At 46.1% G+C, this 25470-nt stretch carries 28 protein-coding genes and 5 pseudogenes; 20 read left to right on the top strand and 13 right to left on the bottom strand.

All coding sequences use genetic code 11. The annotated features are described in order from the left end of the window. Nucleotides 1-64: 64 nt before the first annotated feature. Nucleotides 65-571, bottom strand: a complete 507-nt coding sequence (locus SK32_RS21575) for a hypothetical protein (RefSeq protein ID WP_007372203.1) — start codon at nt 569-571, stop codon at nt 65-67. A gap of 160 nt (nt 572-731) precedes the next feature. Here SK32_RS21575 and SK32_RS21570 point away from each other — a divergent pair, with 160 nt between their 5' ends. From SK32_RS21570 to SK32_RS21560, 3 genes are all read left to right on the top strand, one after another. Continuing rightward, nucleotides 732-1130 (top strand): hypothetical protein, encoded by a 399-nt coding sequence (locus SK32_RS21570; protein WP_016241897.1) that lies wholly within the window; start codon nt 732-734, stop codon nt 1128-1130. A 112-nt stretch (nt 1131-1242) separates the two neighbouring features. Then, the gene (locus SK32_RS21565; RefSeq protein ID WP_048213848.1) at nt 1243-2433 is read left to right on the top strand and encodes a hypothetical protein; all 1191 of its coding nucleotides are present in this window, start codon (nt 1243-1245) and stop codon (nt 2431-2433) included. 35 nt (nt 2434-2468) lie between these two features. Then, nucleotides 2469-2657: a hypothetical protein gene (locus tag SK32_RS21560; RefSeq protein ID WP_007372207.1), complete on the top strand. Its 189-nt coding sequence runs from the start codon at nt 2469-2471 to the stop codon at nt 2655-2657. Between the two features lie 37 nt (nt 2658-2694). Here the strand turns inward: SK32_RS21560 and SK32_RS21555 are convergent, their stop codons facing one another. After that, nucleotides 2695-3669 (bottom strand): hypothetical protein, encoded by a 975-nt coding sequence (locus SK32_RS21555; RefSeq protein WP_048213847.1) that lies wholly within the window; start codon nt 3667-3669, stop codon nt 2695-2697. A 310-nt stretch (nt 3670-3979) separates the two neighbouring features. Here SK32_RS21555 and SK32_RS21545 point away from each other — a divergent pair, with 310 nt between their 5' ends. The 8 genes and pseudogenes from SK32_RS21545 to SK32_RS26135 all read left to right on the top strand — a co-directional run. After that, nucleotides 3980-4960 carry an IS5-like element IS5 family transposase gene (locus SK32_RS21545; protein ID WP_000019402.1) on the top strand — a complete coding sequence of 327 codons (981 nt, stop codon included), beginning with the start codon at nt 3980-3982 and terminating at the stop codon, nt 4958-4960. 176 nt (nt 4961-5136) lie between these two features. After that, nucleotides 5137-5373: pseudogene (locus SK32_RS21540) on the top strand (DDE-type integrase/transposase/recombinase); the annotation flags it as partial. A 343-nt stretch (nt 5374-5716) separates the two neighbouring features. After that, nucleotides 5717-6121: an IS66-like element accessory protein TnpA gene (gene tnpA, locus SK32_RS21535; protein WP_003031976.1), complete on the top strand. Its 405-nt coding sequence runs from the start codon at nt 5717-5719 to the stop codon at nt 6119-6121. Further along, nucleotides 6118-6465 (top strand): IS66 family insertion sequence element accessory protein TnpB, encoded by a 348-nt coding sequence (gene tnpB, locus SK32_RS21530; protein WP_000612626.1) that lies wholly within the window; start codon nt 6118-6120, stop codon nt 6463-6465. Before tnpA ends, tnpB begins: the two co-directional genes overlap by 4 nt. Before the next feature lie 48 nt (nt 6466-6513). Further along, on the top strand, nt 6514-8052 hold the full coding sequence (locus tag SK32_RS21525) for an IS66-like element ISKpn24 family transposase (protein ID WP_048213845.1): 1539 nt from the start codon (nt 6514-6516) through the stop codon (nt 8050-8052). Continuing rightward, nucleotides 8045-9136 (top strand): IS110 family RNA-guided transposase, encoded by a 1092-nt coding sequence (locus tag SK32_RS21520; RefSeq protein ID WP_048213844.1) that lies wholly within the window; start codon nt 8045-8047, stop codon nt 9134-9136. Before SK32_RS21525 ends, SK32_RS21520 begins: the two co-directional genes overlap by 8 nt. Before the next feature lie 16 nt (nt 9137-9152). Beyond that, nucleotides 9153-9429, top strand: a pseudogene (locus SK32_RS25390) (IS3 family transposase); the annotation flags it as partial. A 114-nt stretch (nt 9430-9543) separates the two neighbouring features. Continuing rightward, nucleotides 9544-9696, top strand: a pseudogene (locus SK32_RS26135) (recombinase family protein); the annotation flags it as partial. Nucleotides 9697-9723: 27 nt separating this feature from the next. Here SK32_RS26135 and fghA read toward each other — a convergent pair. From fghA to SK32_RS21480, 8 genes and pseudogenes are all read right to left on the bottom strand, one after another. Continuing rightward, on the bottom strand, nt 9724-10560 hold the full coding sequence (gene fghA / locus SK32_RS21515) for an S-formylglutathione hydrolase (protein WP_012561110.1): 837 nt from the start codon (nt 10558-10560) through the stop codon (nt 9724-9726). A 64-nt stretch (nt 10561-10624) separates the two neighbouring features. Then, nucleotides 10625-11023 (bottom strand): VOC family protein, encoded by a 399-nt coding sequence (locus SK32_RS21510; RefSeq protein WP_012561111.1) that lies wholly within the window; start codon nt 11021-11023, stop codon nt 10625-10627. A gap of 43 nt (nt 11024-11066) precedes the next feature. After that, a complete protein-coding gene (gene frmA / locus SK32_RS21505) occupies nt 11067-12176 on the bottom strand; it encodes an S-(hydroxymethyl)glutathione dehydrogenase (protein ID WP_017384070.1) in 1110 nt (369 codons plus the stop codon). A 34-nt stretch (nt 12177-12210) separates the two neighbouring features. Beyond that, nucleotides 12211-12486, bottom strand: a complete 276-nt coding sequence (gene frmR, locus SK32_RS21500; protein WP_017384071.1) for a formaldehyde-responsive transcriptional repressor FrmR — start codon at nt 12484-12486, stop codon at nt 12211-12213. 113 nt (nt 12487-12599) lie between these two features. Continuing rightward, nucleotides 12600-12881: pseudogene (locus SK32_RS21495) on the bottom strand (IS1 family transposase); the annotation flags it as partial. 8 nt (nt 12882-12889) lie between these two features. Beyond that, nucleotides 12890-14041, bottom strand: coding sequence for an IS30-like element IS30 family transposase (locus SK32_RS21490; protein WP_001254932.1), 1152 nt, complete (start codon nt 14039-14041; stop codon nt 12890-12892). Between the two features lie 64 nt (nt 14042-14105). Then, nucleotides 14106-14354 (bottom strand): annotated as a pseudogene (locus SK32_RS25840) (transposase); the annotation flags it as partial. 75 nt (nt 14355-14429) lie between these two features. Further along, entirely contained in the window at nt 14430-15200 is a 771-nt protein-coding gene (locus SK32_RS21480) for a hypothetical protein (protein WP_016241598.1), read from the bottom strand. A gap of 170 nt (nt 15201-15370) precedes the next feature. On the opposite strand from SK32_RS21480, the gene SK32_RS21475 reads away from it, so the two are divergent. The 7 genes from SK32_RS21475 to SK32_RS26525 all read left to right on the top strand — a co-directional run bounded on the left by SK32_RS21475 (nt 15371) and on the right by SK32_RS26525 (nt 21318). After that, nucleotides 15371-15787 (top strand): hypothetical protein, encoded by a 417-nt coding sequence (locus tag SK32_RS21475; protein WP_016241597.1) that lies wholly within the window; start codon nt 15371-15373, stop codon nt 15785-15787. A gap of 4 nt (nt 15788-15791) precedes the next feature. After that, on the top strand, nt 15792-16520 hold the full coding sequence (gene lepB / locus SK32_RS21470; RefSeq protein ID WP_007372211.1) for a signal peptidase I: 729 nt from the start codon (nt 15792-15794) through the stop codon (nt 16518-16520). A gap of 6 nt (nt 16521-16526) precedes the next feature. Continuing rightward, nucleotides 16527-17162 carry a hypothetical protein gene (locus tag SK32_RS21465; protein ID WP_016241596.1) on the top strand — a complete coding sequence of 212 codons (636 nt, stop codon included), beginning with the start codon at nt 16527-16529 and terminating at the stop codon, nt 17160-17162. Further along, nucleotides 17159-17467, top strand: coding sequence for a hypothetical protein (locus SK32_RS21460; protein WP_016241595.1), 309 nt, complete (start codon nt 17159-17161; stop codon nt 17465-17467). The genes SK32_RS21465 and SK32_RS21460 overlap by 4 nt, the downstream gene beginning before the upstream one ends. Nucleotides 17468-17926: 459 nt before the next feature. Next, nucleotides 17927-19006: a restriction endonuclease gene (locus tag SK32_RS21450; protein WP_007372212.1), complete on the top strand. Its 1080-nt coding sequence runs from the start codon at nt 17927-17929 to the stop codon at nt 19004-19006. Between the two features lie 232 nt (nt 19007-19238). Continuing rightward, nucleotides 19239-20567, top strand: coding sequence for a prolipoprotein diacylglyceryl transferase (locus SK32_RS21445; protein ID WP_007372213.1), 1329 nt, complete (start codon nt 19239-19241; stop codon nt 20565-20567). A 58-nt stretch (nt 20568-20625) separates the two neighbouring features. Beyond that, the gene (locus tag SK32_RS26525) at nt 20626-21318 is read left to right on the top strand and encodes a hypothetical protein (RefSeq protein WP_016241592.1); all 693 of its coding nucleotides are present in this window, start codon (nt 20626-20628) and stop codon (nt 21316-21318) included. 35 nt (nt 21319-21353) lie between these two features. On the opposite strand, the gene SK32_RS21435 is transcribed toward SK32_RS26525, so the two are convergent. Next, nucleotides 21354-21926 carry a phospholipase D family nuclease gene (locus tag SK32_RS21435; RefSeq protein WP_016241591.1) on the bottom strand — a complete coding sequence of 191 codons (573 nt, stop codon included), beginning with the start codon at nt 21924-21926 and terminating at the stop codon, nt 21354-21356. A 261-nt stretch (nt 21927-22187) separates the two neighbouring features. On the opposite strand from SK32_RS21435, the gene traA reads away from it, so the two are divergent. After that, the gene (traA, locus tag SK32_RS21430; protein ID WP_007372215.1) at nt 22188-22523 is read left to right on the top strand and encodes a TraA family conjugative transfer protein; all 336 of its coding nucleotides are present in this window, start codon (nt 22188-22190) and stop codon (nt 22521-22523) included. Between the two features lie 48 nt (nt 22524-22571). Here traA and SK32_RS21425 read toward each other — a convergent pair whose 3' ends face one another. Continuing rightward, nucleotides 22572-22859 (bottom strand): DUF1294 domain-containing protein, encoded by a 288-nt coding sequence (locus tag SK32_RS21425; RefSeq protein WP_007372216.1) that lies wholly within the window; start codon nt 22857-22859, stop codon nt 22572-22574. A 175-nt stretch (nt 22860-23034) separates the two neighbouring features. On the opposite strand from SK32_RS21425, the gene SK32_RS21420 reads away from it, so the two are divergent. Then, a complete protein-coding gene (locus tag SK32_RS21420) occupies nt 23035-24510 on the top strand; it encodes a UvrD-helicase domain-containing protein (RefSeq protein WP_007372217.1) in 1476 nt (491 codons plus the stop codon). Between the two features lie 39 nt (nt 24511-24549). Here SK32_RS21420 and SK32_RS21415 read toward each other — a convergent pair whose 3' ends face one another. Continuing rightward, a complete protein-coding gene (locus SK32_RS21415) occupies nt 24550-25449 on the bottom strand; it encodes a DsbA family protein (protein WP_016241590.1) in 900 nt (299 codons plus the stop codon). Nucleotides 25450-25470 lie beyond the last annotated feature (21 nt).

Raw genomic sequence — 25470 nt, 5'->3', positions numbered from 1 at the left:
ATAAAACAAAAAACCATCACTGTTAAGTGATGGTTAATGATTTCAATATGGAATTATTTAGTAATCAAACAAAATAACCAGGATTATTAATCAGATCACTTTGTTGAGTACTATGTGCCATTTCAACAAATTCAGACACGCTTGTAATTTCATTGAGTGTGGTGATTGCGAATAATCGAAAAGAAAACTCTTTATTACCTTTTCTTGGGTAGATGTTCAGAAAAAAATTCAACTTTTGACCAACCGGACACATACTTGAAACCGCAGCATAAGATTGTGTCTGTCTGAGGTACTGAGTGAGGAATTGAGCAAGATCAACACCCTCATCAGACGTTAACGACCTGGATGTCTGAACCTTTAATAACCTTACAAGGTTATCTATGGCGGTCTGAATAGGAAGAAGTTCTATCTGAGGAACCTTCAAAAAATCAGCTATGATAATACCAAGTAACTGGCTCTGATCGTTCATGAAATTATGGATATAAAGAAAGTGTGAGTCACCGAATCTTTCAGCAGAATCATACTTAAAATTCCATTCATTCAATACTGCACTGTACTTCATTTTATTCATGGTTAGCTCCTCTTTATATAAAAAAAGATTAACGCAACATTCATCGGTGACGAAATTCTAAGACCCGTTAATTTCGCCCCCTATTGGGGTCATAAAAAATTGTCACGCTACGGCCTGTCTGGCAGAATCCCCTGAAACCGATTTGCGATAAGTAACCCTGATGAAAAACCTCATTAATGATGTTGCGACTGAAGCACGGGCATTACTGAACGGTATCCTCGCTGACTGTGATACCGATGACACAACGGGCACATGCCTATTTGCCAGTCTGCTATTAGCTCGTCTGGCACATAGCAAAGGGTTATCAGCTGTGATTAGAGGTGGCGATGGGAAATCTGACGGCGGGTTATTCACTATGTATGGCGGGTTCGGTCATTACTGGTGTGAGATCTCCAACAACGATGAATTCCATATTGTTGATATATCGGCAGATCAATTTGGCTTCGAAGGAGTTATCGTTAAGAACATCAAAGAGGTAGAAGGCTGGCCACGTTACATCCCTGGAAACCAGGATGTCGTAAATGCTGGAGTTGAGGAGCTCTTCAACCACGGATACTAAATGGTCGAGTCTAAGTGCGATTTATACACCTCAAAACGCCCCCATTCTCGATTCAAGAATTATTGATTTACAAGTAATATCAGAAATATTTAGTTCACTCTAAGGCAAGTGAATGAAGAAGAAATTACCGTCATGGTCACCAGCTGAAGATCTGAAGCTTATAAAAGGGCTTAAGGATGGTTACTCATTTGCAGCGCTTACGTCCATTCTTGGATACAATGAAAGGATAATCCAGTTAAGATGTATCGAGTTGGATTTATACCTTCTCATAAGAGAAAATCTCTCCGAGCCTAACGAAATTACCCTCAAGCCTAACTCTTCAATCAGAGTGCCACCGGCTGAACCAGCTTCAGGTATAACTCTTAAAACCCTGCTAGATAATGGATGGGTAGCACACTGCATAAATGGTGAAAATGTTCTGTACTCTCCAGAATGGTGGCGAACAAGAAACACAAGCCTGTTAGTACCCGAAGATGAGGATACTGATCAGCTACATAAGAAAACATCTTCACACCTCATTACCGGTAAACCGTGGACTCCTGACGATACTCGGGCCTTACTTAAGGCGATACAACATGGTATCAGTAAAACGGCACTTGCCGAGCTTACCTTAAGAAGCCATCAATCCACTCTTCAGCAACTTATAGAGCTTGGAATGATTACCGTGGGCGCTGAAGACGATTCATCTAGTACGGTTATATGGTTAAATAAAAAAATAAGTTCTGCGAAATTATCAAAAAAACGTTTTCTTGATGTCCTGCCACTAATCGAATTCGGCTGGCACATTGATGGATTCGACCTTACCGCCCCAGATTGGTGGAGCAAGCATATAGTGCTTAATGAAATTATCTATGAAACCGTACCAGATAAAACCATTTCAAATTACCCGGCCAGAACTGACATTGATTGTGATAGTGAAAAACCACAACAAATTAAGGAAAGATCAGTGCCTGAACGGAACCAAAGAGAACCACAAAAACCAGCCAAATGGGTATGTGGAAACTATAAGTTTTTAATTACACTTCTATCTGAGCATCGTTCAATAGAAGTGATTGCCAAGAAAATGAATAGGACAGATGGCGCGATTAGGTCACGTCTACAGCATATCGGTATAACGCGTTACGAGAAACCAACAAAACCTGGTGAAAAAGGAAGTGTCATTAAAGCTACATCAATTTCTACAGATATCTTCAGAAACCAGCCATTTTTTGTGAAGAGATTACTCATAGATGCCGGATGGTCTGAAAAAAACAATGAATTGCATTGCCCGGTCTGGTGGAGCAATTATCCACACAACGTTTAACGGGCTTAGTCACGAACTCTACCCTGGAGAACTATATGTTTGATTATTTTAACAGACCATTTGACACTTTCGACTGGGCGCTGATTATAGGATGCGGAATCCTTTTTGTCGGGCACTTTATCTGGAAAATCTTCTTCAGCGATGAAGGCCGTAGGAAAATTGATAATGAAGCGCCGCCTCCAATCATGACTCAGAAAGTAGATGATGAAACGGATGGTAAATAAGCACACAAAAATAAAACGCCCTTAAGGGCGTTTTATTTTATTTCGACAGATATTTAATATTAGACTCTATCAAATAAGTAAGCCTACGGCCATTTCTAACCGTCAGCAGTATAATCACCACAAAAATTACGGCAAGTATAAAAAATATTAGAGCAGTACTTTTTATAATATATTTAATATAATTGGATTTAAGATCATTTCCCGACTTCCAAGCAGAAAGAGGATTTGAAGCAAGCGCACCAGACTTGTAACCAATGTCATAAATATGGTAATCAATAGCTTTATAAAGTTGTGAATCAAACAGTGTGTTTTTGTCTTTGACACTATCCTCTTTATATTCAGGCATTAACAAAACCAAGTTTCCAAGATGATTTTTATAATTGCTATCAGATACTTTTTCAGCAGTAATTATTACACCTCTGAGTAACAGGCCATCGATATCTCCCAGTTTTTTTGCAGTAGCTGGTTTAGGATCTGCAAGTGCTTTTTCAACTGACTTTCTTAGTAAACTCCCTCTGTCTCCATAGATTTCATACAAAGAGTCCAAGTCTCCAGTTTTCATAGCAGTACTTATTTTGTCGGTATTGTATTTATAATTATGAGGCTCATCACCAAATGCAGCAATAAATAAATTAAACCCTACAAACAATACTATGCAACTTGTCATTATCTCAAGTTGTAAACCATTCCCATTAATAATTGCCCCTAGTATTACAATCAATATACATACACCCACACCAACTCTTCCATATATGGAAATAAATGATCCAATCGTATCAAAAGCATTTTCAGGAACTAACTCATTGGAGCGTAGAATGTTGAATATATCGTCAGAAACCTGTTTGACTTGCTCATCTACTGGCATGTCTGATGGAATACAAAACCATAATATTAGAAATATAATAGCGAAGATTAGAGATATAGCTAAGGTAAAATATATAGCTCTATCACGCTTCCGTCTAATAGCATTCTCAACATCATCATATGGATTACTTTTTCTGATTCTAGCCATAGCACATCCTCTAAATTTAACTATTATTTGGAAGACAGTTCTTTTGCTACCATAAAACGCTTCTCCTTCCATTGCGCTGCGCGAGCTTCAAGCTGGGTATGTTGCGTCTTGGCTCGGTCGTGGATTTTTTTAATTTCTCGACCGGCCTCATTGATCTGGTTTGATATGTAATCAATTGTCTCAACATCATATACAGTACGATTAGCTGTTTTGGCTACACGAATACTGCTCTCTTTTACTAAGGAAGGTGCGAACAAGTCCCTGATATGAGATCATGTTTGTCATCTGGAGCCATGGAACAGGGTTCATCATGAGTCATCAACTCACCTTCGCCGACAGTGAATTCAGCAGTAAGCGCCGTCAGACCAGAAAAGAGATTTTCTTGTCCCGCATGGAGCAGATTCTGCCATGGCAAAACATGGTGGAAGTCATCGAGCCGTTTTACCCCAAGGCTGGTAATGGCCGGCGACCTTATCCGCTGGAAACCATGCTACGCATTCACTGCATGCAGCATTGGTACAACCTGAGCGATGGCGCGATGGAAGATGCTCTGTACGAAATCGCCTCCATGCGTCTGTTTGCCCGGTTATCCCTGGATAGCGCCTTGCCGGACCGCACCACCATCATGAATTTCCGCCACCTGCTGGAGCAGCATCAACTGGCCCGCCAATTGTTCAAGACCATCAATCGCTGGCTGGCCGAAGCAGGCGTCATGATGACTCAAGGCACCTTGGTCGATGCCACCATCATTGAGGCACCCAGCTCGACCAAGAACAAAGAGCAGCAACGCGATCCGGAGATGCATCAGACCAAGAAAGGCAATCAGTGGCACTTTGGCATGAAGGCCCACATTGGTGTCGATGCCAAGAGTGGCCTGACCCACAGCCTAGTCACCACCGCGGCCAACGAGCATGACCTCAATCAGCTGGGTAATCTGCTGCATGGAGAGGAGCAATTTGTCTCAGCCGATGCCGGCTACCAAGGGGCGCCACAGCGCGAGGAGCTGGCCGAGGTGGATGTGGACTGGCTGATCGCCGAGCGCCCCGGCAAGGTAAGAACCTTGAAACAGCATCCACGCAAGAACAAAACGGCCATCAACATCGAATACATGAAAGCCAGCATCCGGGCCAAGGTGGAGCACCCATTTCGCATCATCAAGCGACAGTTCGGCTTCGTGAAAGCCAGATACAAGGGGTTGCTGAAAAACGATAACCAACTGGCGATGTTATTCACGCTGGCCAACCTGTTTCGGGCGGACCAAATGATACGTCAGTGGGAGAGATCTCACTAAAAACTGGGGATAACGCCTTAAATGGCGAAGAAACGGTCTAAATAGGCTGATTCAAGGCATTTACGGGAGAAAAAATCGGCTCAAACATGAAGAAATGAAATGACTGAGTCAGCCGAGAAGAATTTCCCCGCTTATTCGCACCTTCCGCAGGGAAATAGTCCGACTACGCCCTGCCTCTTACTCTACTCCGCACCTGGCAGGGCTGGCTGTATCTGGCGGTGGTTATCGATCTCTTCGCCCGTAATGTGGTCGGCTGGTCGATGAAACCCACTCTCTCACGCGAACTGGCGCTCGACGCGCTGATGATGGCGGTCTGGCGCCGAAAACCAGACAGCGAGGTTATCGTACATAGCGATAGTAATAATGCCGATGTCAGTCTTTACCACCACTTAGTTTGCCGTTTAACCAGATTGGTGTGATTACTGATGCAGTGAAGACCTTCCCGCATCCTGACTCACACAGCGATCGACCTTTTGTGTCCTGCCCTGGACCCGTCGGTTGCCGGAAGCGCCTTCATGCGAGGCATCTCCTCACCGATGCGCGTGACTCAAGAAGGGCCTGACGGCTTGTCTCGTTACTGTCCTGTCCGGGTTATCTGTCTGGAGATTCAACTCTGTTTCCTCACAGGAGCTCTGTCATGGTTGATAAAGTTACCGAAGCTGCCGTTGTGGGTGGGTAAGCGTCGTCTCAGCACCGTCTGGCAGATCCTGAAATTCCTGAGAGGATAATGGACACCAAATATGGTGGACGCTATCCATGAAATCATTAACCGCAGTGCGTAAAAAAAGCCCTAATTATCCCGTTGAGTTCAAAATCAAAATGGTTGAACTCTCGCATCGACCAGAGATCTCCGTAGCGCAACTCGCTCGTGAGCATGGGATCAACGATAATTTGCTGTTTAAGTGGCGCCAGTACTGGCGCGAAGGAAAACTACGTCCTCCTTCAACAACAGAAAACAACGTGCCTGAGCTGCTCCCGATAACACTTGATGCCGAAGATGTTGTCCCTGCAACCTCCCCCCGGTCACAACCTGTAGCTGCTGCGGCACCTGAATCACTCAATATCAGCTGTGAAGTGACGTTCCGGCACGGATCACTCCGTCTGAATGGCGCCATCAGCGAAAATATCCTGAACCTGCTGATACGGGAGCTCAAACGTTGATCCCATTACCATCAGGGACAAAGATCTGGCTGGTCGCTGGCATCACCGATATGAGAAACGGCTTCAACGGCCTGGCGGCAAAGGTGCAGACGACGCTGAAAGACGATCCGATGTCAGGTCACGTTTTTATCTTCCGTGGGCGTAATGGCAGTCAGGTAAAGCTCCTCTGGTCTACCGGCGATGGACTGTGTCTGCTGACCAAACGGCTGGAGCGCGGCCGCTTCGCCTGGCCGTCAGCCCGGGATGGCAAAGTGTTCCTCACACCGGCACAGCTGGCGATGCTCCTTGAAGGTATCGACTGGCGGCAGCCTAAAAGACTGCTTACGTCACTGACTATGTTGTAGGCCTCTTTATCCTGGTCGACGCTGAATGAGCCTGGTAATATACCCGGTATGAACAGCTTACTTCCTGACGATATCGATGAACTGAAACGTCTCCTTGCCGAACAGGAGGCGCTGAACCGTGCCCTTCTGGAAAAGCTGAACGAGCGTGAACGCGAAATAGATCACCTGCAGGCGCAACTGGATAAGCTGCGCCGGATGAACTTCGGCAGCCGCTCCGAAAAAGTCTCCCGCCGTATCGCGAAGATGGAAGCCGACCTTAAGCAGTTGCAGAAAGAAAGCGATACCCTTACCGGCCGGGTGGATGACCCGGCCGTGCAGCGCCCGCTGCGGCAGACCCGTACCCGCAAACCGTTCCCTGAATCACTTCCCCGTGACGAAAAACGGCTGCTGCCGGCAGCGTCATGCTGCCCGGAATGTGGTGGTGCGCTGAGTTACCTGGGTGAAGATGCCGCCGAACAGCTGGAGCTGATGCGCAGCGCCTTCCGGGTTATCCGGACAGTACGTGAAAAGCATGCCTGTACTCAGTGCGATGCCATCGTGCAGGCCCCCGCGCCTTCACGGCCCATCGAGCGGGGTATCGCAGGACCGGGGCTGCTGGCCCGCGTGCTGAGTTCAAAGTATGCAGAGCACACCCCGCTGTACCGCCAGTCTGAAATATACGGCCGCCAGGGTGTGGAGCTGAGCCGCTCACTGCTGTCGGGCTGGGTGGATGCGTGTTGCCGGCTACTGTCACCGCTGGAAGGGGCGCTTCAGGACTATGTGCTGACTGACGGTAAGCTCCATGCTGATGACACGCCTGTCCCGGTGCTGTTGCCAGGTAATAAGAAAACGAAGACCGGGCGGTTGTGGACGTACGTTCGTGACGACCGTAACGCCGGGTCAGAGCTGGCGCCGGCAGTGTGGTTCGCTTACAGCCCGGACAGAAAAGGTATCCACCCGCAGAGCCATCTCGCTGGCTTCAGCGGTGTTCTGCAGGCGGATGCGTACGCCGGGTTCAACGAACTGTACCGCAATGGACAGATAACGGAAGCTGCCTGCTGGGCTCATGCCCGCCGCAAGATCCACGATGTGCACGTTCGCACCCCGTCAGCGCTGACGGAGGAAGCCCTGAAACGGATCGGTGAGTTATATGCCATCGAGGCGGAAATAAGGGGGATGCCGGCGAAGCGACGCCTTGCAGAACGTCAGCAAAAAGCTAAACCGCGGCTGAAATCCCTGGAAAGCTGGCTGCGTGAAAAGGTGAAAACGCTGTCGCGACACTCAGAACTGGCGAAAGCGTTCACGTACGTACTGAACCAGTGGCCGGCGCTGGCTTACTATACTGACGACGGCTGGGCCGAGGCAGATAACAACATAGCTGAGAATGCGCTACGGATGGTCAGCCTGGGCCGCAAAAACTACCTGTTCTTCGGTTCGGATCATGGAGGAGAGCGGGGAGCGCTGCTGTACAGCCTGATCGGGACATGCAAACTGAACGGAGTGGAGCCAGAAAGCTACCTTCGCCATGTGCTTGATGTTATAGCTGACTGGCCGATAAACCGGGTCAGCGAACTGCTCCCCTGGCGCGTAGCATTGCCAAATGAATAACACATCCCCGTCAATACGGTTCTCGCTGCACGCTTACGTGGGTGGCGTGGATACACATAAAGATTTGCACGTTGCCGCTGTCGTAGATCAGAACAATAAAGTCCTTGGGACTCAGTATTTCTCCACAACACGACAAGGTTACCGGCAGATGCTGGCATGGATGACCTCGTTTGGGACATTAAAGCGAATTGGTGTTGAGTGCACAGGTACCTATGGTTCCGGTTTGCTTCGTTATTTTCAGAACGCCGGGTTAGAAGTTCTTGAGGTGACTGCTCCAGACCGGATGGAGCGACGCAAACGGGGTAAAAGTGACACAATTGATGCTGAATGTGCCGCTCATGCAGCATTCTCAGGCATCAGGACAGTTACTCCCAAAACGCGTGATGGCATGATTGAGTCCCTGCGGGTATTAAAAACTTGCCGAAAAACAGCAATATCAGCCCGCAGAGTCGCTCTCCAGATTATCCATTCAAATATTATCTCTGCCCCGGATGAATTACGTGAACAGCTCAGAAATATGACGCGCATGCAGCTCATCAGGACCCTGGGTTCCTGGAGACCTGATGCCAGTGAATACCGCAATGTAACCAACGTTTATCGCATTTCATTAAAGTCCCTTGCCCGACGCTATCTCGAGTTACATGACGAAATCGCTGATCTGGATGTCATGATTGCGGCAATTGTCGACGAGTTGGCACCTGAGCTGATTAAACGTAATGCTATCGGATACGAAAGCGCTTCACAGTTGCTGATCACTGCCGGAGACAATCCTCAACGGTTAAGATCAGAATCAGGATTTGCGGCACTGTGTGGTGTCAGCCCGGTCCCCGTTTCTTCTGGAAAAACGAACCGTTACCGACTTAATCGTGGTGGAGATCGTGCTGCAAATAGTGCACTTCACATCATCGCCATCGGACGCTTACGAACTGACGCAAAAACAAAGGAATATGTCGCCAGGCGTGTAGCCGAAGGACATACAAAAATGGAAGCGATACGCTGTCTAAAGCGATATATCTCCCGCGAAGTTTACACGTTACTGCGCAATCAAAACAGGCGGATCAACAGTATCCCGATAACAGCTTGACTCTTAGAAGGGCGTCCAGGGCAGCCAGTACGGCAGTGACGACTGGCAGCGCTTCTACCGGGCCAATAACCTGGCGCCGAGCATGAGCCGGCGTGGCAACTGCTGGGATAATGCGGTGGCCGAATCGTTCTTCAGTTCGCTGAAAAAAGAACGGATCAGAAAACGCATATATAAAACCAGGGATCTGGCCCGGGCGGATCTTCGATTACATTGAAGTCTTCTATAACCGGTCCCGGCGCCACAGCCACCTCGGCGACGTCAGTCCGGAGGCCTTCGAACAGGCCTCGTCGTGAGGACAGGATTTGTCTACAGGCGTGGGGTCAGTCCAAACTATAGGGCAGGATCGTCTACCGGGGCGGGGTCAGTCCATCAACGGCTCGGAAGTGTCTAGATTATCCGTGGCTATTCACCGGGGCAAACAGGCCGATCAGGAACGACATAAGAAAGTTCTGTATTACCGACAGGTCAAGAAACTGAGCATAAGAGAAACTGCTGAAGCCACCAGTTACAGTACATCTCAGGTCTGCAGGGTTCAGGCCCTGTTCAGGCCTGAAAATTAAGCACATTTTCTGAGGCTGGAAATCAACTCATGCTGACAGCCTGAGCCTGTTGGCATGGTAAGCAATGTGCTCACCAATAAAGCTGGAAATGAAATAATAGCTGTGGTCGTATCCAGTATGATATCGGAACGACGCATTGAGGTTCATCTCATTGCATACTCTCTCAAGGATTTTGGTGCGCAGTTGCTCTTCATAAAAGGCGTCACTCAGCCCCTGATCAATGAAGATTTCTGGTAATTTTTCACCCTGTAAAATGAGGCTGACTGGATCGTAGGCTTCCCACGTTTTTCTGTTTTCACCCAGGTAAGCGCTAAATGCCTGTTGCCCCCATGGCACCTGAGAAGGCGATACTATCGGGGAAAATGCTGATACGCTCACATATTCACCAGGATTTCGCAGAGCCAGCACCAGAGCACCCAGCCCTCCCATAGAATGACCGGATATAGATTTTCTTGCCGTTGCAGGAAAATGATTCATGACGACATCCGGAAGCTCTCTGAGAATATAGTCATACATCCTGTAATGAACATTCCACGGCTGTTCCGTCGCGTTCAGATAAAAACCGGCCCCCTGGCCAAGATCGTAACTGTCGGCATCCGGGACATTATTACCCCGGGGACTGGTATCCGGGACAACAACGATGACGTTATGCCGGGCTGCATAATGCTGCATACCTGATTTGGTGATGAAATTCTGCTCAGTACAGGTCAGGCCCGACAACCAGTATAGTACCGGCAGTTTTTCTGTTACTGCTTTGGGAGGAAGATACACACCGAAATTCATTTCACAATTAAGGGATTGTGAATAATGCCGGTACACGTTTTGCCAGCCGCCAGAGCTGGCATGCTGCTCAATGAGTTCCATCAGCCGTTATCTCATGGTTATTTCCCCTGACCGAAGCCAGGGGAAGTATCTTTAAATCCGGACGTCAGATAAACGTATACGCCGTGATTTTGTTACCCGCCGGATCCCGCAGGTAGGCAGCATAGGCCCCGGGAAGGTGACCACGCGGGCCAGGTTGACCTTCATCAGCTCCACCGGCGGCAAGGCCGGCAGCATGGAAAGCATCAACCTCTTCCGGGGTGGCAGCAGCGAAGCCGACAGTCACCCCGTTAGCGGAAGGTGCTTCACCGTTGCCCGGACGGGCAATGATAAATGCCGGCTTTTCGCGGCCATAGAGTACCCAGCCGTTGCCAAACGGGCCGAGGTTATTGATACCAAGCGTGCCCAGGACGACATCGTAAAATGCGGAGGATTTCTCGACATCGGCTGCGCCAATGAACACATGAGAAAAGATGCCGTCACCAGAAATTACCGGAGTTGTCATTTTCCACTTCCTTCAGTTTGAGTTGATTAAAATTCTGATGGGATCAGTAATGAATCACTGTCCGGATAGATTTGCCTTCATGCATAAGCTCGAAGGCGTCATTGATTTCATCCAGTGTCATCGTATGGGTTACAAATGGCTCAAGGTCAATATCCCCCTTCATGGCATCCTCGACCATACCGGGGAGCTGAGTGCGGCCTTTTACTCCGCCAAACGCGGAACCTTTCCATACGCGCCCGGTGACCAGCTGGAAAGGACGGGTGGAAATCTCCTGTCCGGCCCCTGCGACACCAATGACAACGGACTGCCCCCACCCACGGTGAGCACTTTCCAGCGCTGCACGCATGACGTTAACGTTACCGATACATTCAAAGGTATGGTCAATACCCCACTTGTTGATATCCAGCAGAACATCTTTAATCGGTTTGTCATAATCATTCGGGTTAATGCAGTCAGTGGCCCCGAACTGACGGGCCAGGTCAAATTTTGTCGGATTAGTATCGATAGCGATAATACGTCCCGCTTTTGCCTGACGGGCCCCCTGTACCGCAGCCAGACCAATTGCCCCCAGACCAAAAATGGCAACTGAATCGCCCGGCTGCACTTTAGCCGTGTTATGGACGGCGCCAATACCGGTAGTCACGCCACAACCCAACAGGCAGACGTGTTCATGGTTCGCCTCCGGGTTAATTTTTGCCAGAGAAACCTCGGCCACAACGGTGTATTCACTGAATGTGGAACATCCCATGTAGTGGTAAAGAGGCTGACCGTTGTATGAAAAGCGAGTGGTCCCGTCAGGCATCAGTCCTTTGCCCTGAGTCTCGCGAACCGATACACAGAGGTTCGTTTTACCGGACTGGCAGAATTCACACTCCCCGCATTCAGCGGTGTAGAGCGGAATAACATGGTCACCCGGCTTCACACTGGTGACGCCTTCACCAACTTCAACGACGATACCGGCTCCCTCGTGGCCGAGAACCACCGGGAAAACGCCCTCAGGGTCATTCCCTGAGAGGGTAAAGGCATCGGTATGGCAGACACCTGTGTGGGTGTTTTTAATCAGCACCTCGCCTTTTTTAGGCGGAGCAACATCAATTTCAACAATCTCCAGGGGCTTCCCTGGTGCAAATGCAACAGCGGCACGTGATTTCATACGTAATATATCCTCAATGTAATAATGGCCTCACCTATTTAAGATAGGCACGAACCAGCTCAATCGTATCGTCAACTGATTTACTGACTTCATGACTGTAGCTGTCATTCTGGTCAAAGGTTTCCCGTATGTGGCTCTCCAGCACCTCTGCCATCAGTCCGTTAGCGGCGCCCCGGACGGCGGCGATTTGCTGGAGAACGGAACGGCATTCAGCGCCACTTTCAAGTGCTCTTTCCAGAGCATCAATCTGACCCCGGATACGGCGAACCCGGGTTAGGACCTTTTTTTTCTCTTCAGGAGTACTGGGCATTGCTTACCTCACTGCTCTGTATTTCTTATACTATAGGGGAGTATTACATTAAGATCAACACATACCCCACTATAGTATAATAAATATATCAGAGCACCGGTAATGACTCCAACTTACTGATAGTGTTTTATGTTCAGATAATGCCCGATGACTTTGTCATGCAGCTCCACCGATTTTGAGAACGACAGTGACTTCCTGCCCAGCCTTGCCAGATGCTGCCTCAGATTCAGGTTATGCCGCTCAATGCGCTGCGTATATCGCTTGCTGATAACGTGCAGTTCTCCCTTCAGGCGTGATTCATAAAGCGGCCAGCCATCCGTCATCCATACCACGACCTCAAAGGCCGACAGCAGGCCCAGAAGACGCTCCAGCGTGACCAACGTGCGTTCACCGAATTGTAGATTCAATCTGTCAATGCAACACCCCTTTCAATTATCTCTTTCGGTGTTTTGAACTTCAGTGTCTTTCTCGGTCTGTTGTTTAGCTGAGCAGCAACCAGATCTAGTTCATGTTGAGTATATTGGGCAAGACATGTCTTTTTAGGAAAGTACTGCCGAATTAGCCCATTTGTGTTCTCATTTGTTCCCCGCTGCCAAGGACTCTGAGGATCGCAGAAGTAAACTTTAACGCCGGTGCTGACAGTAAATTCTAGATGTCTGGCCAGTTCCATTCCTCTGTCCCATGTCAGTGATTTTCTGAGTTCTGACGGTAAACTCAGGAATTTGTCGGTAAGAGCCTGATTTACTGAGACAGAATCTTTGCCCCTGAGTCTAAGGATGATCGTATAACGTGATTTTCGGTCTACAAGTGTGGCTATATGAGAGTTTTTTGTACCTGAGACTAAATCGCCCTCCCAATGCCCCAGAGAGCGTCTGTTATCGATATTTCGGGAACGTTCGTGAATTGGTGTTCCGTTCACTATGTTAATCGTACCTCTTTCGCCTTTGCGGGTATGACGCCTGCCATGGCGAAGGCTATGCGACCGTCGCAGATGCTGTATATTCAGGTGGTGTAGCGCTTCACGGCTACGAAAGTACAGCGTTTTATAAATTGTCTCAGGTGATATTCGCAGCGTTTTTTGACGTGGTTTTGTTCGCCTTAACCATCCTGATATTTGCTCTGGAGACCATTTCATCTCCAGCTTTTCCAGAACAAGCTTTCGCAATGGTAAATTTTGATCCAGTAAGCACGGTTTTGGCCTTTTCGCCATTCTGTTGGCTCGGTTATTAGCATCAACAGCTTTGTAATAGCGTCTGCCCCGATTACGCTGAACTTCACGTGAGATCGTCGAAGGACTGCGATTCAGCGCAGTAGCTATCGCACGAATGCTCATTTTGGCTGACAAACCAGCTCGTATCTCCTCGCGCTCAGACAGTGTCAGGTGAGCTACAGCCCGCTTACGCTCATGGGGTTTTATGCCGCCAGTATCCCTTAACATAGTGAAGATCGTTCCGGGTTTTGAACCCAGGATATTCGCTATTTCACTGAAGCCTGTTCCGTTCTTCCATAGTTCAAAAACAGAGGCTTTTTCCTCTGCTGTAAATGTTCGTCTCATTCAAAAAACCTCCGCAACCCCATGTTTTCACATAACTGTTGCGTTGACCAATTGAATCTACAGCGGCTTTTTTTAATATGTCCCGTTCGTCGGTAACCCGCTTCAGCTCTTTCTGGAGACGGCGGATCTCGGCCTGAGCATCTGACTGTTCTTTATTAGTGGAAGGATCCGGACCGTACTTCTTTATCCAGGCGTAAAGGCTGTGGGTGGTGATATCGAGACGTGTTGCAACGCTGGCAACAGAATAACCGCGATCAACAACCTGTTTGACTGCTTCAGTTTTAAACTCTTCGGGATAACGCTTACCGCTCATGGGCACCTCTCTTTAAGCCATCTTAAATGACTCTGAGGTGTCTGTTAAACCCGTGGCGATTCACTTCATGTTATCTCACCTTATGTTCTTATTTAATTTATTGACCAGCTTCTTGAATTTTTCATGAGCCACTTCATCAATACCACTACAAACACCACTGGCGTTGATGTTCTTAGCCTGCCCTTCCCACATAGGTAATAAATTATCTTTAATATCTCGAAGGCTATCTTTTACATCGACAGCTGTTTCATAGCTCATTTGTGCTTGAACCTGACTTAGTTTTAAACCAACAAGAACTCCCTGAAAGTTATTAACTCTTATCCGTAGCCTGTTAATTGCCATATATTCATTGCTTGTGACACTATAGTCACACTCGTTCTTATTTTTCAGATATGACTCAACAACATCTATGAAAACCTCTAGCTGATGAATATCTTGCGCATAGATTGCCTCCAAACCCTTCGTGATTTCAGCATGAGCGGTTAGCATTTTGAAATGATCAGGTATCCGTTCGCATAGTTTCATAACTACTTTGTTATAAATATCTAGCTGGGCTTTCCGTAAGATTTCGGAACCTGTTAAATGATCGAACATCCGACGAAAAAGATTCTTTTTTCCCTTTGAGAAATTGACTTCCGCTTTTGTCATTGCGTCTATGAGATGGTAAATTTCATCTAAGAGCGACTTTTCAATATCACTCATCTTAACTGCTTCATCAATTGACATTTCATGCCCATTGATGTTGAGGACACATTTTTGATTTGAAATAAGCTCTGGCCCAAATCTATCGTAACTTAATGGGTCTTTAACAAAGGCTTCAACCATCTTAGTGGCATCACTGCTCATTTCAATTCTCCACAAATTTCGATAGAAAAAATTTACCATGTTCTCTTAAACTATCGAAATTCCTGACCATATAATGTCCGTTTTTCGGGGTCGTTTTGCGTTCAAAAAAAGTCGGAGAAAATTTGTCTGTCTATAAGATGGTGTAAACAAGTATAACTATGGTGGATTTCATGGTTAAATTTATACCCATTATGGTGGTAGCGGGCAGAACGCAGGCCAACTCTATTGCCAGGTTTCTACTGGATTCAGTGCTGGTGTGGTCATTATTGTGCTGGCTCAATACAATTATTCCATTCTATGTGCCGTTGGTAATAACCATTACAACATGCACAATTTATGCACGAGTTGGTTATAAAGTATTTTTCAAGCCGTTAACCTTCATGAAAACTAGAAGTTTTTATGTCGATGCTGAAAAACCAACAGTTCAACTCAATTACACATTAGCTGGTGGGCAGGCGAACCAATTTTTCACTTTAGCCCAAAAAACCACCAGCATCCATTTTGTTTACCTTTTCACCTGTCTCGTATACCTGTTTTTGGGTAAATCGCTCTCTAATTACGCAAAAAATATTAAGCGTGGTATATAACTCCATGAAACCGTTAATTATTGTTTTTATCATCTCTGCACTTTACCTCTCTTATCAGCTGATAAGGTCTCGTCGTCCAAAACATTGGTTGATAGTTTCCTCCTCATTGTCGCTTGCGGTTATTGTGTCCTTTCAGTTTCTCGGCGGTGTATTCCTGATCCCGACAGAATCCATGTACCCAACTATAAAACCTGGAGACTTGGTTATCGCTCAGCGTGTAGGTGGTTTATTCGATCATCGCGCTATTAGGCGTGGGGACGTACTCGTTTTTAACGCCCCTTCTGTTCCCGGCGTTTACTATGTCAAACGCGTATTAGGTATTCCTGGCGATACCGTCACATACAACGAAGAGAAAATCTTCTCGATAAACGGTAAACAAAACGGAAACCAGATTAAAAAAGATGGTTTTACTACTCAATACCAGGCAGATACCGACACTGCCGGTCAAAGTTATATCTTCCAGACAGATAACCGTATCGGCTACGTGAAAACGGGTAAGAAATGGATCATTCCCGAAGGATACTACTTTATGGCCGGTGATAACCGAGACCATTCGCTTGATTCCCGTTACTGGGACAATCCCCCTGGCACACCTAGGAACCTCAGAGGTCTCATTCCCCATGATAGTCTCGTAGGGCGAGTAAATTTCAGGATCGTCAATTTAGGCTTTCTGGCGCGTGGGGATTCAGGTGACCGTTCCATTAAACAACGACAGCAGCCGCATCAAAGGTAATCAGTCATGATGATCGAAACCTTTTACAAAACCAATAATGTGGAGGTCAGAAGCACTTACGAGGAGGTACTATCTGCCTACCAATTGTGGTTCAGGTTAACAAACCAGCTCTGTAACGATGAAGGATTCGAAGGTTTTACTGCTCATGATTTTTGTGTGCCTGATTTGTTTCTGCGATCAGTCGAATGCCATATCCAACGTGTGTCTGGTTTCCGTCAATTCAAAGAGCAATGCTTAATTAGCCCCGACAATACTATTCCTTTTGCCCTAAGAACAGACCATGAACATGGCTCTGCGCTATTCAATAGGTTTAATGATATATCGAAGTCTGCACTGACATCGCTGGGTATCGATCCAATACGCTTTGGTAACCCACCATTTGGTTTTGCGAAGGCTGTATTTTCGATTCTGAAAATTCACCATGAAGCAAAATTAAATGGATTAGTTGGGTACAGCCAGTTGTGGGCACTTGAAAACCAGTTCGACGAAATCCTGTTTGTTTGTTCTCTACCCGTAGCAGGCTGCGGGAGAATTCCATTTTATGAGGCTCCAGCCATCCCTCCTTACTGGATACCCATCACGGGAACTGAAGCCATCGACCTCTTTAATACCCACAACACCAAAATGAGGAAGAGAGAATGAAATCTATCACGACTGTTCTTTTATGCTTCCTTATCCTGGGTTGTGGAAGTCGGGATAAATTACCAATTCCCGCAACCAAGGCAATAAACGCGCTTCCAGATGCGATGGCAACCCTTTCTAATGCTGGTCTCTGGAATGAAAATGAACTTTCTGGCGCTGAATTCCTTGAAAACAGTGACAGAAGTATGATAGTTGCGAACTTAACGAGCGTTCCATGCAGAATGGTGTTCAGTTACGTCAAGACTTCAAATCATCCTTATTGGATGCCGAGCCAAATTGCTTGTGAGGGAGATGAGAATGATTAACTAGATACACTGATATGCTTCGTCAATCGCTACACGGTGGTATTCTGTTATACAGGCCTGTAAAGTGTATGAGGAAACCATGAACTCTCTACTCCAGCGTGTTGTGATTTACGCCATTGTGATTCTGATATGTAGCGTTTATTGCGTTCTGTACTTTGTGCCGCTCACTTCCATAAAGACGATCAACGCCATAGGCATTGCAAACTTAGTGGTACTGGCGTTACTCACATGGTTGTTAGTAAGACCACGGTTGTTCCAATTGTGGGGTGGGTATCTTGTACTGTCAGCAATTTATTTAGGTGCGATTTACCCTGATTTTCCATATGTTGAAGAAATCATCGTTTATACATTTGCCCTGATTTGTTTATCAGTCATGTTTTACGATGTATTCATTGATAACTGTAATGGGATACTGAGGCGCACCTTTCTTAGAATTAATTCTGAATGAATGGTGACCATATGGTTTTTAGAAAATTGGCAGCAAAAGGAATGTCCCGATGCGCCAAATTCCAGTGGTGCTTTTTCCTGCTAGCGTCATTAGCTTTATTCTTTCTACATGATGGCCCGTTGGTCATTGCGGGCCTCTTTATTACACAATTGTCTCTCCAGATGTCGATGACCCGTACAGGAAAGGAAGTCTTCGGCGTTATTTTTAATATCCAGTCATGGAGAAACAGTGGTGCTAGCCAGCAAACCTATTTTTTCCGGTGGTATATCGGCTTCCCGATTTCCTGCTTGCTATATATTCTTTCTCTTACTAATTATGTGTACGTTCCAGGCGATTTGTATTATCAGTTTATTGCAAGCAGTACTGATGACCTAGCACTCGTAATGAATCGTTTTGCTGTAGGCGTGAGTAACATACTCCCTGAAATCCTTCGAGGCGCATCTCTAACCCTTTCGATGATGATGTTTGTCGCAACATTGCTAAAAAATGTACAACTTGCTGAAGTACGTCGAATTTACTCCTCCATTCAGGATGGAAATGATTCCCAGAAAATTCTCTCGAATATGACATGGGAGCAATTCGAAAAGATTATAAGACTGCATTTCGAACTCAATGGCTACAAAGCAACTCTGACTAATACAGGAGCTGACGGCGGAGTCGACATTCTGCTGCAAAAAGATGGTCGCCGCGAAATGGTACAGTGCAAATTATGGAAAACCAGCAAAGTAGGAGTCTCGGTGGTCCGCGAAATTTACGGTGTAGTGCAAGCCAATGCATATGAGCGGGGTTATATCATCACCTCTGGGTTCTTTACTCAGGATGCATGGGAATTCGCTCTTAGCGCAAATGTTAAAGGAACATTATCGCTTATCGATGGTTCCAGACTTCTGAAAATAATCAAGGATAAAGAAATCCCCCCGCCTGCCACTGAGATAATAAATGTTGGTCCAGGTGAGAATCAAATATACGATCTTAATGTCATACCTAGCTGTCCCCGTTGCCATAGCAAAATGGTTAGAAGAATGTCGAATGGAAATTATTTCTATGGTTGCTCGGCTTACCCAATTTGTAAAGGAACCCGTAACCTCTAGAAATCTATTTTCAAGAAAACCATCTCATTTTGCGGTCGTTTTCAGGCCGCAAAATTTCGAGAGCTACCTCCCTCAAGATATAATCCGTTTATTATCGCGAGAGCATATTTTCCTAATCAATTCCGGGGCAACCATCTCACGCGATTATGGGGCTTTCCATATCATGCTCACTTTCATATACACCGTGAGTTGGGGCTTCGGCCAGAACGAATAGTGATCAACGAGGTTTTCAATGACGAGTGAAAAACGTGGCACAAGTGCTGAATACGGCCAGGAGAAATTACGCGAACGCGCAGCGCAGAATGCTGGAGATGAAACCCCCAGTGTTAAGGCGCGATTTTCTAAAAAAACCTTGAGTATCCTGGTTGCCGGTATCTTTGCGGTAAGCACATTAGGCGCATTTATTTTAATGAATGGTAAACCAGACAAAGAACCGAACCTATCTATCGTCGAAGTTGCAAAGAGTGGGATCAGCGTTAACCCGGATATTGCAAAACAACATGGTATCGATGTGGATGACGATGACCTTGATACCGATGAGGCTGGGCCTCAGCCAACACTGACACTTCCTATCACAAATAATGAACAGGAACCCGCATCAGCGCCCCCTGATGATGATAAAAGTGAACCTACTGTCACAAAGCAAGATAGCGCCGGTGTTTCCCCTGCATCGTCTGATAATCTTGGCGATCAGATGCTAAAAATGGCCACAACCACGCCACCAGCTAACCCGGATGCAAATTCACCAGTTGTATCTAAGTCAGATCCTGCTACGCAGTCATTGGTTGACTCAATTAAGGCTGAACCTGGGTTTACTGACGGTAGCGAGGTTTCACAAAACGCAGAGCAACCTGGAACGGTTGAGATAACTCCTGCACAGGAAATCGCTAAAAAAGCACTATCTGGGGCCACTAGTGAAGCCCCGGCTTCAGCTCCAGTTACAGCAGAACCAAATCAACACGCTGCGGCGCAGACCAACCCGGTTCAAACACCGCCATCACCTACCACACGTGATATTGCAGGTGTTGAAAATATCACTAAAGATACCTCTGGCCATCAAATTGACCCAGCTGAGTTCGGTTATACGGAACCCACTAAAACTACTGCTACGTCAGACTATAAAGCAGCATCAGAAGGCTATACAGCCCAACAGTTTGTTGTTCAGGAGAAGAATGCGCTTACTGGCGCTGACCTGGACTATAGTGGGCACTTTAAAACTGTTGAATACAATTCGCAGGGACAAAATACGGTATTCGTTTATTCAACCTTTTCATCAAAAGTATTCTTGTTACCATCGAAAGGTAAGGTCAACGTATACCTTTCTGATGAAAAAGGTTGGTCAGTCTCACTCCTCCCAGGAAATATCCTGCGGGTACAGCGTTCTGAAAACAAGGGGGCATGGTCGCAGGCAACCGACCTCTTTGTACTCAATGGCGAAAACTCCTACTCGTTGATTCTTCAGGCTGTTGGCGATCCTGATAAACGAACCGATTCCCTCAAATTCACAAAAAAGGAACTTTCTAAGCAAACGGACAAGTTGGCCAAAAAATCCAAAGCCTGACTGTTGAATTGAAAATACGAGCGCATCTTTGGTGCGCTTTTTTTTCGGGAGAAGTTACATGACAGATTCATGCATCGACGGCTTAAGGCTGGTTTCGACCAGTTACCACATTGGTTTACCCTGGATTGAATGGTCAGAGGCGAGATCCTACATCGTATGCCGAGCACTGGTAGATCAGGGCGTAATTGCCGGAACTGCTACTATAGGAACACGTCGAAAAAAGGTCAAAGAACGCATCAATCCAGGAGATCGTGGGTTATACCAAGTCACTGAAACTCAGTACGGATGGATAGCACTTAAGGGTGGTGGCGTGATCGATCCCTGCGGCTTTCTTGGTAACTCTTTTTCCGGCCCGGAACCCCAGTTTTGTATCCTTGAGAATGATGAGTGCTATATCAGGGGTATAAATCCTGTTCAGTGCCCGAGAACTCACTTACCTGAACATCTTGTAAGTGATGAGTTATTCCCGCTAACACGCGGTGTTATGCGCGATACATGCAGCCGTCTGCTGGGTTACAGGTTGCATATACAGGGATTGACTATGTCAGAGGCAGCATACCTTCTGTCGAGACCGCTTACCGATTTTGACCGGTACAGCCGCCTGGTATATGAATACTTTATTAAAATGGGACTAAGCAGCATTATGCCATTAAGCAACATCAAAATGCTGCATCCGAATTTAGCCCGTAAAGGTTGGCGTTCATTTTATAACGACCTGGATATGGACGAACTTGAAGCGTTTCTTAAATGATAAAATCAGGGTTCATCCCGAACCCTGATTAAAATTCAATAATTAGGTATGTAATCCACACCACCAGTCCAACGAGATTCCCAGTGGGCCAGATACAGCGCTGTAACATCTGGTGCGTTATAAAGTACAAGGCTATTTTCACTATTTTTATTGAAAGCCGAACTTGAGTAATTATAACTACCGGTTTCAACAGATATCCTATCAACACACAAATACTTATCATGGTGCAGAAGAAATTGATCATTCGTCCGTAACGGAATGCCCGCGTTAACTACTGTATTCATAGTCGAGACTGCATATCGGTTATTATTTTGCCCTTTGTCAACTACGATCCTGACATCTACTCCCCTTCGGTGAGCATTAATTAATGCTTTCGCAATTACGGGTGACGTAAAAGAGTATGCCGCCATACGGATTTCCTGCTGAGCTGAATTGATCAGATCCAGTATTGCTTTCTGTGCAGACCCTTCAGGTGAAAATCCGACAACGACTCTAACGCCACCAGCCGGTAGCATTACTTCTGTTGGATTATCAGCCTGTGCAAAAGTAGAAAAAAATAATAATCCCAACGATGTCAACGTACTGACCAACACCTCTGATTTCAACATATCCACCTCGTTTAAATGTGACACTAGTAAAGTTGGCTTTCATACTCAAAAAGAAGTTTTCATCCAGATTTTCATATATGTTAATAGACACGGATAAATGTCACCTTATATCACACATTGCTATTGTATAACGCCCTGCTTTAACAATGAAATCAAACAAAACAAATTTTATATTAATAAAGTTCCCGGCTCAAACTCGTTAAATAGCTGGAGAACATCCAAAGATCGAAATTATTAAAACTCGTTATTAAGGATGTTTAAATGAACGCTATCAAATTTGAGAAGTTTAAAACCCCGCTGGTGATCACCGGCATTCTGATTCTTGCCATTGTTACCGCTCACGCTTCTGGTTCAACCCAGGCAGGTTTTGACGATGTATGGCTCAAAATCTCTGATTACATGCAGGGTTCTCTGGGTAAGGTGCTGATCGGTCTTATCGTTCTGGTTGGTCTCGCAGCTGCTGTTGTACGTCAGAGTCTGATGTCACTGGCGGTTGCTGTTGGTGGTGCGATCTCCCTGTACTACTCACCGGACATTATCAATGGCATGATGGCCGCATCCCACGCAGTGCAAACCACTTTACCGGCATTCATGTAACCATCATGGATGTAAAAAAAACCGGCTCTGGCCGGTTTTTTTACATCTTCATATTTTATTTCCCGCCCATAGAAAATTCCATAATCCGATGTAAAGAACTATCCAGACCGCAACGATAACCCGGAACCGACGTTGGTAAGCACTGCGTGTTTTGTGTTTAAACATTCGTTGAGCAATGAAACAACCTGGCCACCCGCCCAGCACAATGAGCGCATCCAGCGTCAGTTCATCCACACGGTACTCGCCAGCAGTCGCGGCCTTTTTATCTTTGTAATAGATGTAAATCGAAATCAGACTCCAGATTGACATCCAGACAAAGGACGATAAATAAAACATAGATTACCTCCTGTTGAGGGCCGCAGTAATAGTTTGATGGTACTATCTTATTGTATTACTCATGAACAGATAAATTTGTATTCTTAAAAATGGGTACAATTTGCCCCCATTTTTAAATCATTCGCGCCGTGTCAAAAGGTACTATGAAACGATATCTAACATAAAGGTAATTCTGATGCCGGTAACTGATGAACAGAACGTGATCATAGGTTTCAAACCTACACCTGGCAGTATTGTTTCAGTACAGGCATACGCGGGGTCTGGTAAGACCTTTACACTAAAAGAATTCGCGGATGCAAACCCCTCACTCAAAATTCTCTATATCGTTTTTAATAAAGCTATTAAAGATGATGCAAAAAAGAAATTCCCAAAAAACGTCGAGTGTAAAACATCTCATGGTTTGGCCGTGACCCGGTACAAACACTTTGCTCATAAATACAGACAGTTTATATCCGTGAGCGAATACCGCGCAATGATGGGTGAAGATGACTGGAGAGTGGTTAAGCTTGCAATAAATGGGCTTACCCATTTCATGAATTCAGATGAACACGAAATTACTACTGAACACGTACTTAAAGACTTAAGTAAAACCGATAAAATATCTCAAAGCAGGTTGGATCAAGCGCTACGTGCAGCAAAACGTACATGGCAAATGCAATCTGACCCACTCAACGATGCCTATTGCTCACCGAATACCATCCTCAAGTTGTTCCAGTTATCGAACCCAGCCCTAGACCAGTTCTACAATGTCATTCTCTTCGACGAATCGCAGGACGCAAATCCGGTAACGATCGATATCGTTCTTAGAAACAACTGCTGCAAAGTTTTTGTCGGCGACCAGCACCAAGTGATAAACCGCTGGCGCGGTGCGGAAAACGCCCTTGAGATTGTTGAAGACCACGGGGCTCAGGTTATGCGCCTGACTAAGTCATTCCGGTTTGGGCCTCTTGTTGCAGCACTGGCCAACGTTGTGCTGTCAATGAAGGGTGAAACGTTCCCCTTGGTAGGCCTGGGTAGTCTTGATGCTATCGTTGAGCCATCGGCGATACAGGATCAAAACTTTTACGCCATCATCAGCCGCACCTACATGGGAGTCATACAATCTGCCTACGAGTCGATTATGTGGGGCAAACGGGTGATGTGGAATGGAGGTATTTCAAAATACCGTCTCGACGAGCTCCTTGATTTACATGCGCTAAAAACAGGTAACATTGCTGCTATTAAAAATAACCGTATCACTACGGAATACGGGAACTGGGCAAATTTTTTAGAGATCGCAGAAACCACCAAGGACGTGGACATGGTGCGGGCGATTAAGTTAATGGAAGTCTATGCTGATATCCCCGGGATGGTTGAGACCATGAGGATGAATGAAGCCAGAACAGAAAAGGAAGCTGATTTAATTGTTACCACAGCCCATACCTCGAAGGGAAAGGAATTTGACCATGTCATCATCAATGACGACTTCCCATCCATTATAGAAGCCGTTGTGATGAAGAAGCCACGGGAAGTAATTATTGACGAACTTAATCTGCTGTACGTAACTATTACCAGAACCAAGAAATCTGTAAACATCAATACTTCGTTAATGGAGCTATTAGAAGAATACCGAAGTCGTATTGAGCGAAATGTTTCAGTAGTGATAATCTGACAAAAAAAGCCCTGGTTAATTCAGGGCTCTTTTTTATTTCTATTTATCTTGTTGAGCTGGTGAGGCTTCGCCTGATGTGTCTCTCTGAGAATCGACAACCATAGACTGGATCACTTCAACGAATTTTGAGAAGGGCTGTGCGCCTACAACAGAGACTTCTTTACCGGTGACATTATCACGCACAATCGTGGTTGGTGTACCATCAACACCGGCAGCTGAACCGGCCTCCATATCCTGCTTAATGCGCTTAATCACTTCAGTACTGCCCATACAGGTATCAAATTTCGCCTGGTCTACCTCAAACAGTGCTGGGATGCTGTCCGCATCCTTAAAACCTTTACCGTTTGTTTCAGTATGGTTAAACCAATAATCAGTAACGGCCCAGAAAGCACTCGGCCCTTTCTGCTCCGCAATACACTCAGCAACAGCTGCGCCCTTCGATGCGACCGGCTCATGGAATGACATAGGGTAATGACGCCATTCCCAGTTAACAGCCCCGGCTGTCGCGGTATCAACGATATACTTCGGCGTTTCTTTGAAGCGTTTGCAGAATGGACACTCCAGATCTTCATAGTTGATCAACGAAAACCGAGCGCCAGGCTCGCCATAGATATAACGGCCATCAGTATTTTTATTTGCTTTGTCCCAGCCTTTATAGAGTGCCTTTCGTTCTTCCGCGAGCTTTTGGTCGGCGATAGACTTAAGAGCACCCTTTACTTCGTCCTGAATATTTCCGTTCACTCCCTGTTGAACTGCGGGGTTCTTGGCCAGCGATGTACTAATTTTATCCAGCAGTTGATTGGTCATCACCTGGGTTTTGTACGAGATAAAACTAATTACCATCAACCAAACCATTCCGATTACAACAACGATTCCCCCGGCCCAGGCAAAAATTGTTTTATTTCCAGAACTGCACTTTTCATTTCTTTGCTTATCCATTGTACCCTCGCATTTTGATGG

It is taken from the genome of Citrobacter sp. MGH100 (genome assembly GCF_001034465.1).
GTDB lineage: Bacteria > Pseudomonadota > Gammaproteobacteria > Enterobacterales > Enterobacteriaceae > Citrobacter > Citrobacter youngae.
The sequence above is the reverse complement of the archived record's forward strand: the minus strand, read 5'-3'. Positions and strand labels throughout refer to the sequence as shown.

Coding starts and splice junctions, on each gene's coding strand:
- SK32_RS21575 (WP_007372203.1), bottom strand. CDS start 571: ATGAATAAAATGAAGTACAGTGCAGTATTGAATGAATGGAATTTTAAG.
- SK32_RS21570 (WP_016241897.1), top strand. CDS start 732: ATGAAAAACCTCATTAATGATGTTGCGACTGAAGCACGGGCATTACTG.
- SK32_RS21565 (WP_048213848.1), top strand. CDS start 1,243: ATGAAGAAGAAATTACCGTCATGGTCACCAGCTGAAGATCTGAAGCTT.
- SK32_RS21560 (WP_007372207.1), top strand. CDS start 2,469: ATGTTTGATTATTTTAACAGACCATTTGACACTTTCGACTGGGCGCTG.
- SK32_RS21555 (WP_048213847.1), bottom strand. CDS start 3,669: ATGGCTAGAATCAGAAAAAGTAATCCATATGATGATGTTGAGAATGCT.
- SK32_RS21545 (WP_000019402.1), top strand. CDS start 3,980: ATGAGTCATCAACTCACCTTCGCCGACAGTGAATTCAGCAGTAAGCGC.
- tnpA (WP_003031976.1), top strand. CDS start 5,717: ATGAAATCATTAACCGCAGTGCGTAAAAAAAGCCCTAATTATCCCGTT.
- SK32_RS21525 (WP_048213845.1), top strand. CDS start 6,514: ATGAACAGCTTACTTCCTGACGATATCGATGAACTGAAACGTCTCCTT.
- SK32_RS21520 (WP_048213844.1), top strand. CDS start 8,045: ATGAATAACACATCCCCGTCAATACGGTTCTCGCTGCACGCTTACGTG.
- fghA (WP_012561110.1), bottom strand. CDS start 10,560: ATGGAACTCATTGAGCAGCATGCCAGCTCTGGCGGCTGGCAAAACGTG.
- SK32_RS21510 (WP_012561111.1), bottom strand. CDS start 11,023: ATGACAACTCCGGTAATTTCTGGTGACGGCATCTTTTCTCATGTGTTC.
- frmA (WP_017384070.1), bottom strand. CDS start 12,176: ATGAAATCACGTGCCGCTGTTGCATTTGCACCAGGGAAGCCCCTGGAG.
- frmR (WP_017384071.1), bottom strand. CDS start 12,486: ATGCCCAGTACTCCTGAAGAGAAAAAAAAGGTCCTAACCCGGGTTCGC.
- SK32_RS21490 (WP_001254932.1), bottom strand. CDS start 14,041: ATGAGACGAACATTTACAGCAGAGGAAAAAGCCTCTGTTTTTGAACTA.
- SK32_RS21480 (WP_016241598.1), bottom strand. CDS start 15,200: ATGAGCAGTGATGCCACTAAGATGGTTGAAGCCTTTGTTAAAGACCCA.
- SK32_RS21475 (WP_016241597.1), top strand. CDS start 15,371: ATGGTTAAATTTATACCCATTATGGTGGTAGCGGGCAGAACGCAGGCC.
- lepB (WP_007372211.1), top strand. CDS start 15,792: ATGAAACCGTTAATTATTGTTTTTATCATCTCTGCACTTTACCTCTCT.
- SK32_RS21465 (WP_016241596.1), top strand. CDS start 16,527: ATGATGATCGAAACCTTTTACAAAACCAATAATGTGGAGGTCAGAAGC.
- SK32_RS21460 (WP_016241595.1), top strand. CDS start 17,159: ATGAAATCTATCACGACTGTTCTTTTATGCTTCCTTATCCTGGGTTGT.
- SK32_RS21450 (WP_007372212.1), top strand. CDS start 17,927: ATGGTTTTTAGAAAATTGGCAGCAAAAGGAATGTCCCGATGCGCCAAA.
- SK32_RS21445 (WP_007372213.1), top strand. CDS start 19,239: ATGACGAGTGAAAAACGTGGCACAAGTGCTGAATACGGCCAGGAGAAA.
- SK32_RS26525 (WP_016241592.1), top strand. CDS start 20,626: ATGACAGATTCATGCATCGACGGCTTAAGGCTGGTTTCGACCAGTTAC.
- SK32_RS21435 (WP_016241591.1), bottom strand. CDS start 21,926: ATGTTGAAATCAGAGGTGTTGGTCAGTACGTTGACATCGTTGGGATTA.
- traA (WP_007372215.1), top strand. CDS start 22,188: ATGAACGCTATCAAATTTGAGAAGTTTAAAACCCCGCTGGTGATCACC.
- SK32_RS21425 (WP_007372216.1), bottom strand. CDS start 22,859: ATGTTTTATTTATCGTCCTTTGTCTGGATGTCAATCTGGAGTCTGATT.
- SK32_RS21420 (WP_007372217.1), top strand. CDS start 23,035: ATGCCGGTAACTGATGAACAGAACGTGATCATAGGTTTCAAACCTACA.
- SK32_RS21415 (WP_016241590.1), bottom strand. CDS start 25,449: ATGGATAAGCAAAGAAATGAAAAGTGCAGTTCTGGAAATAAAACAATT.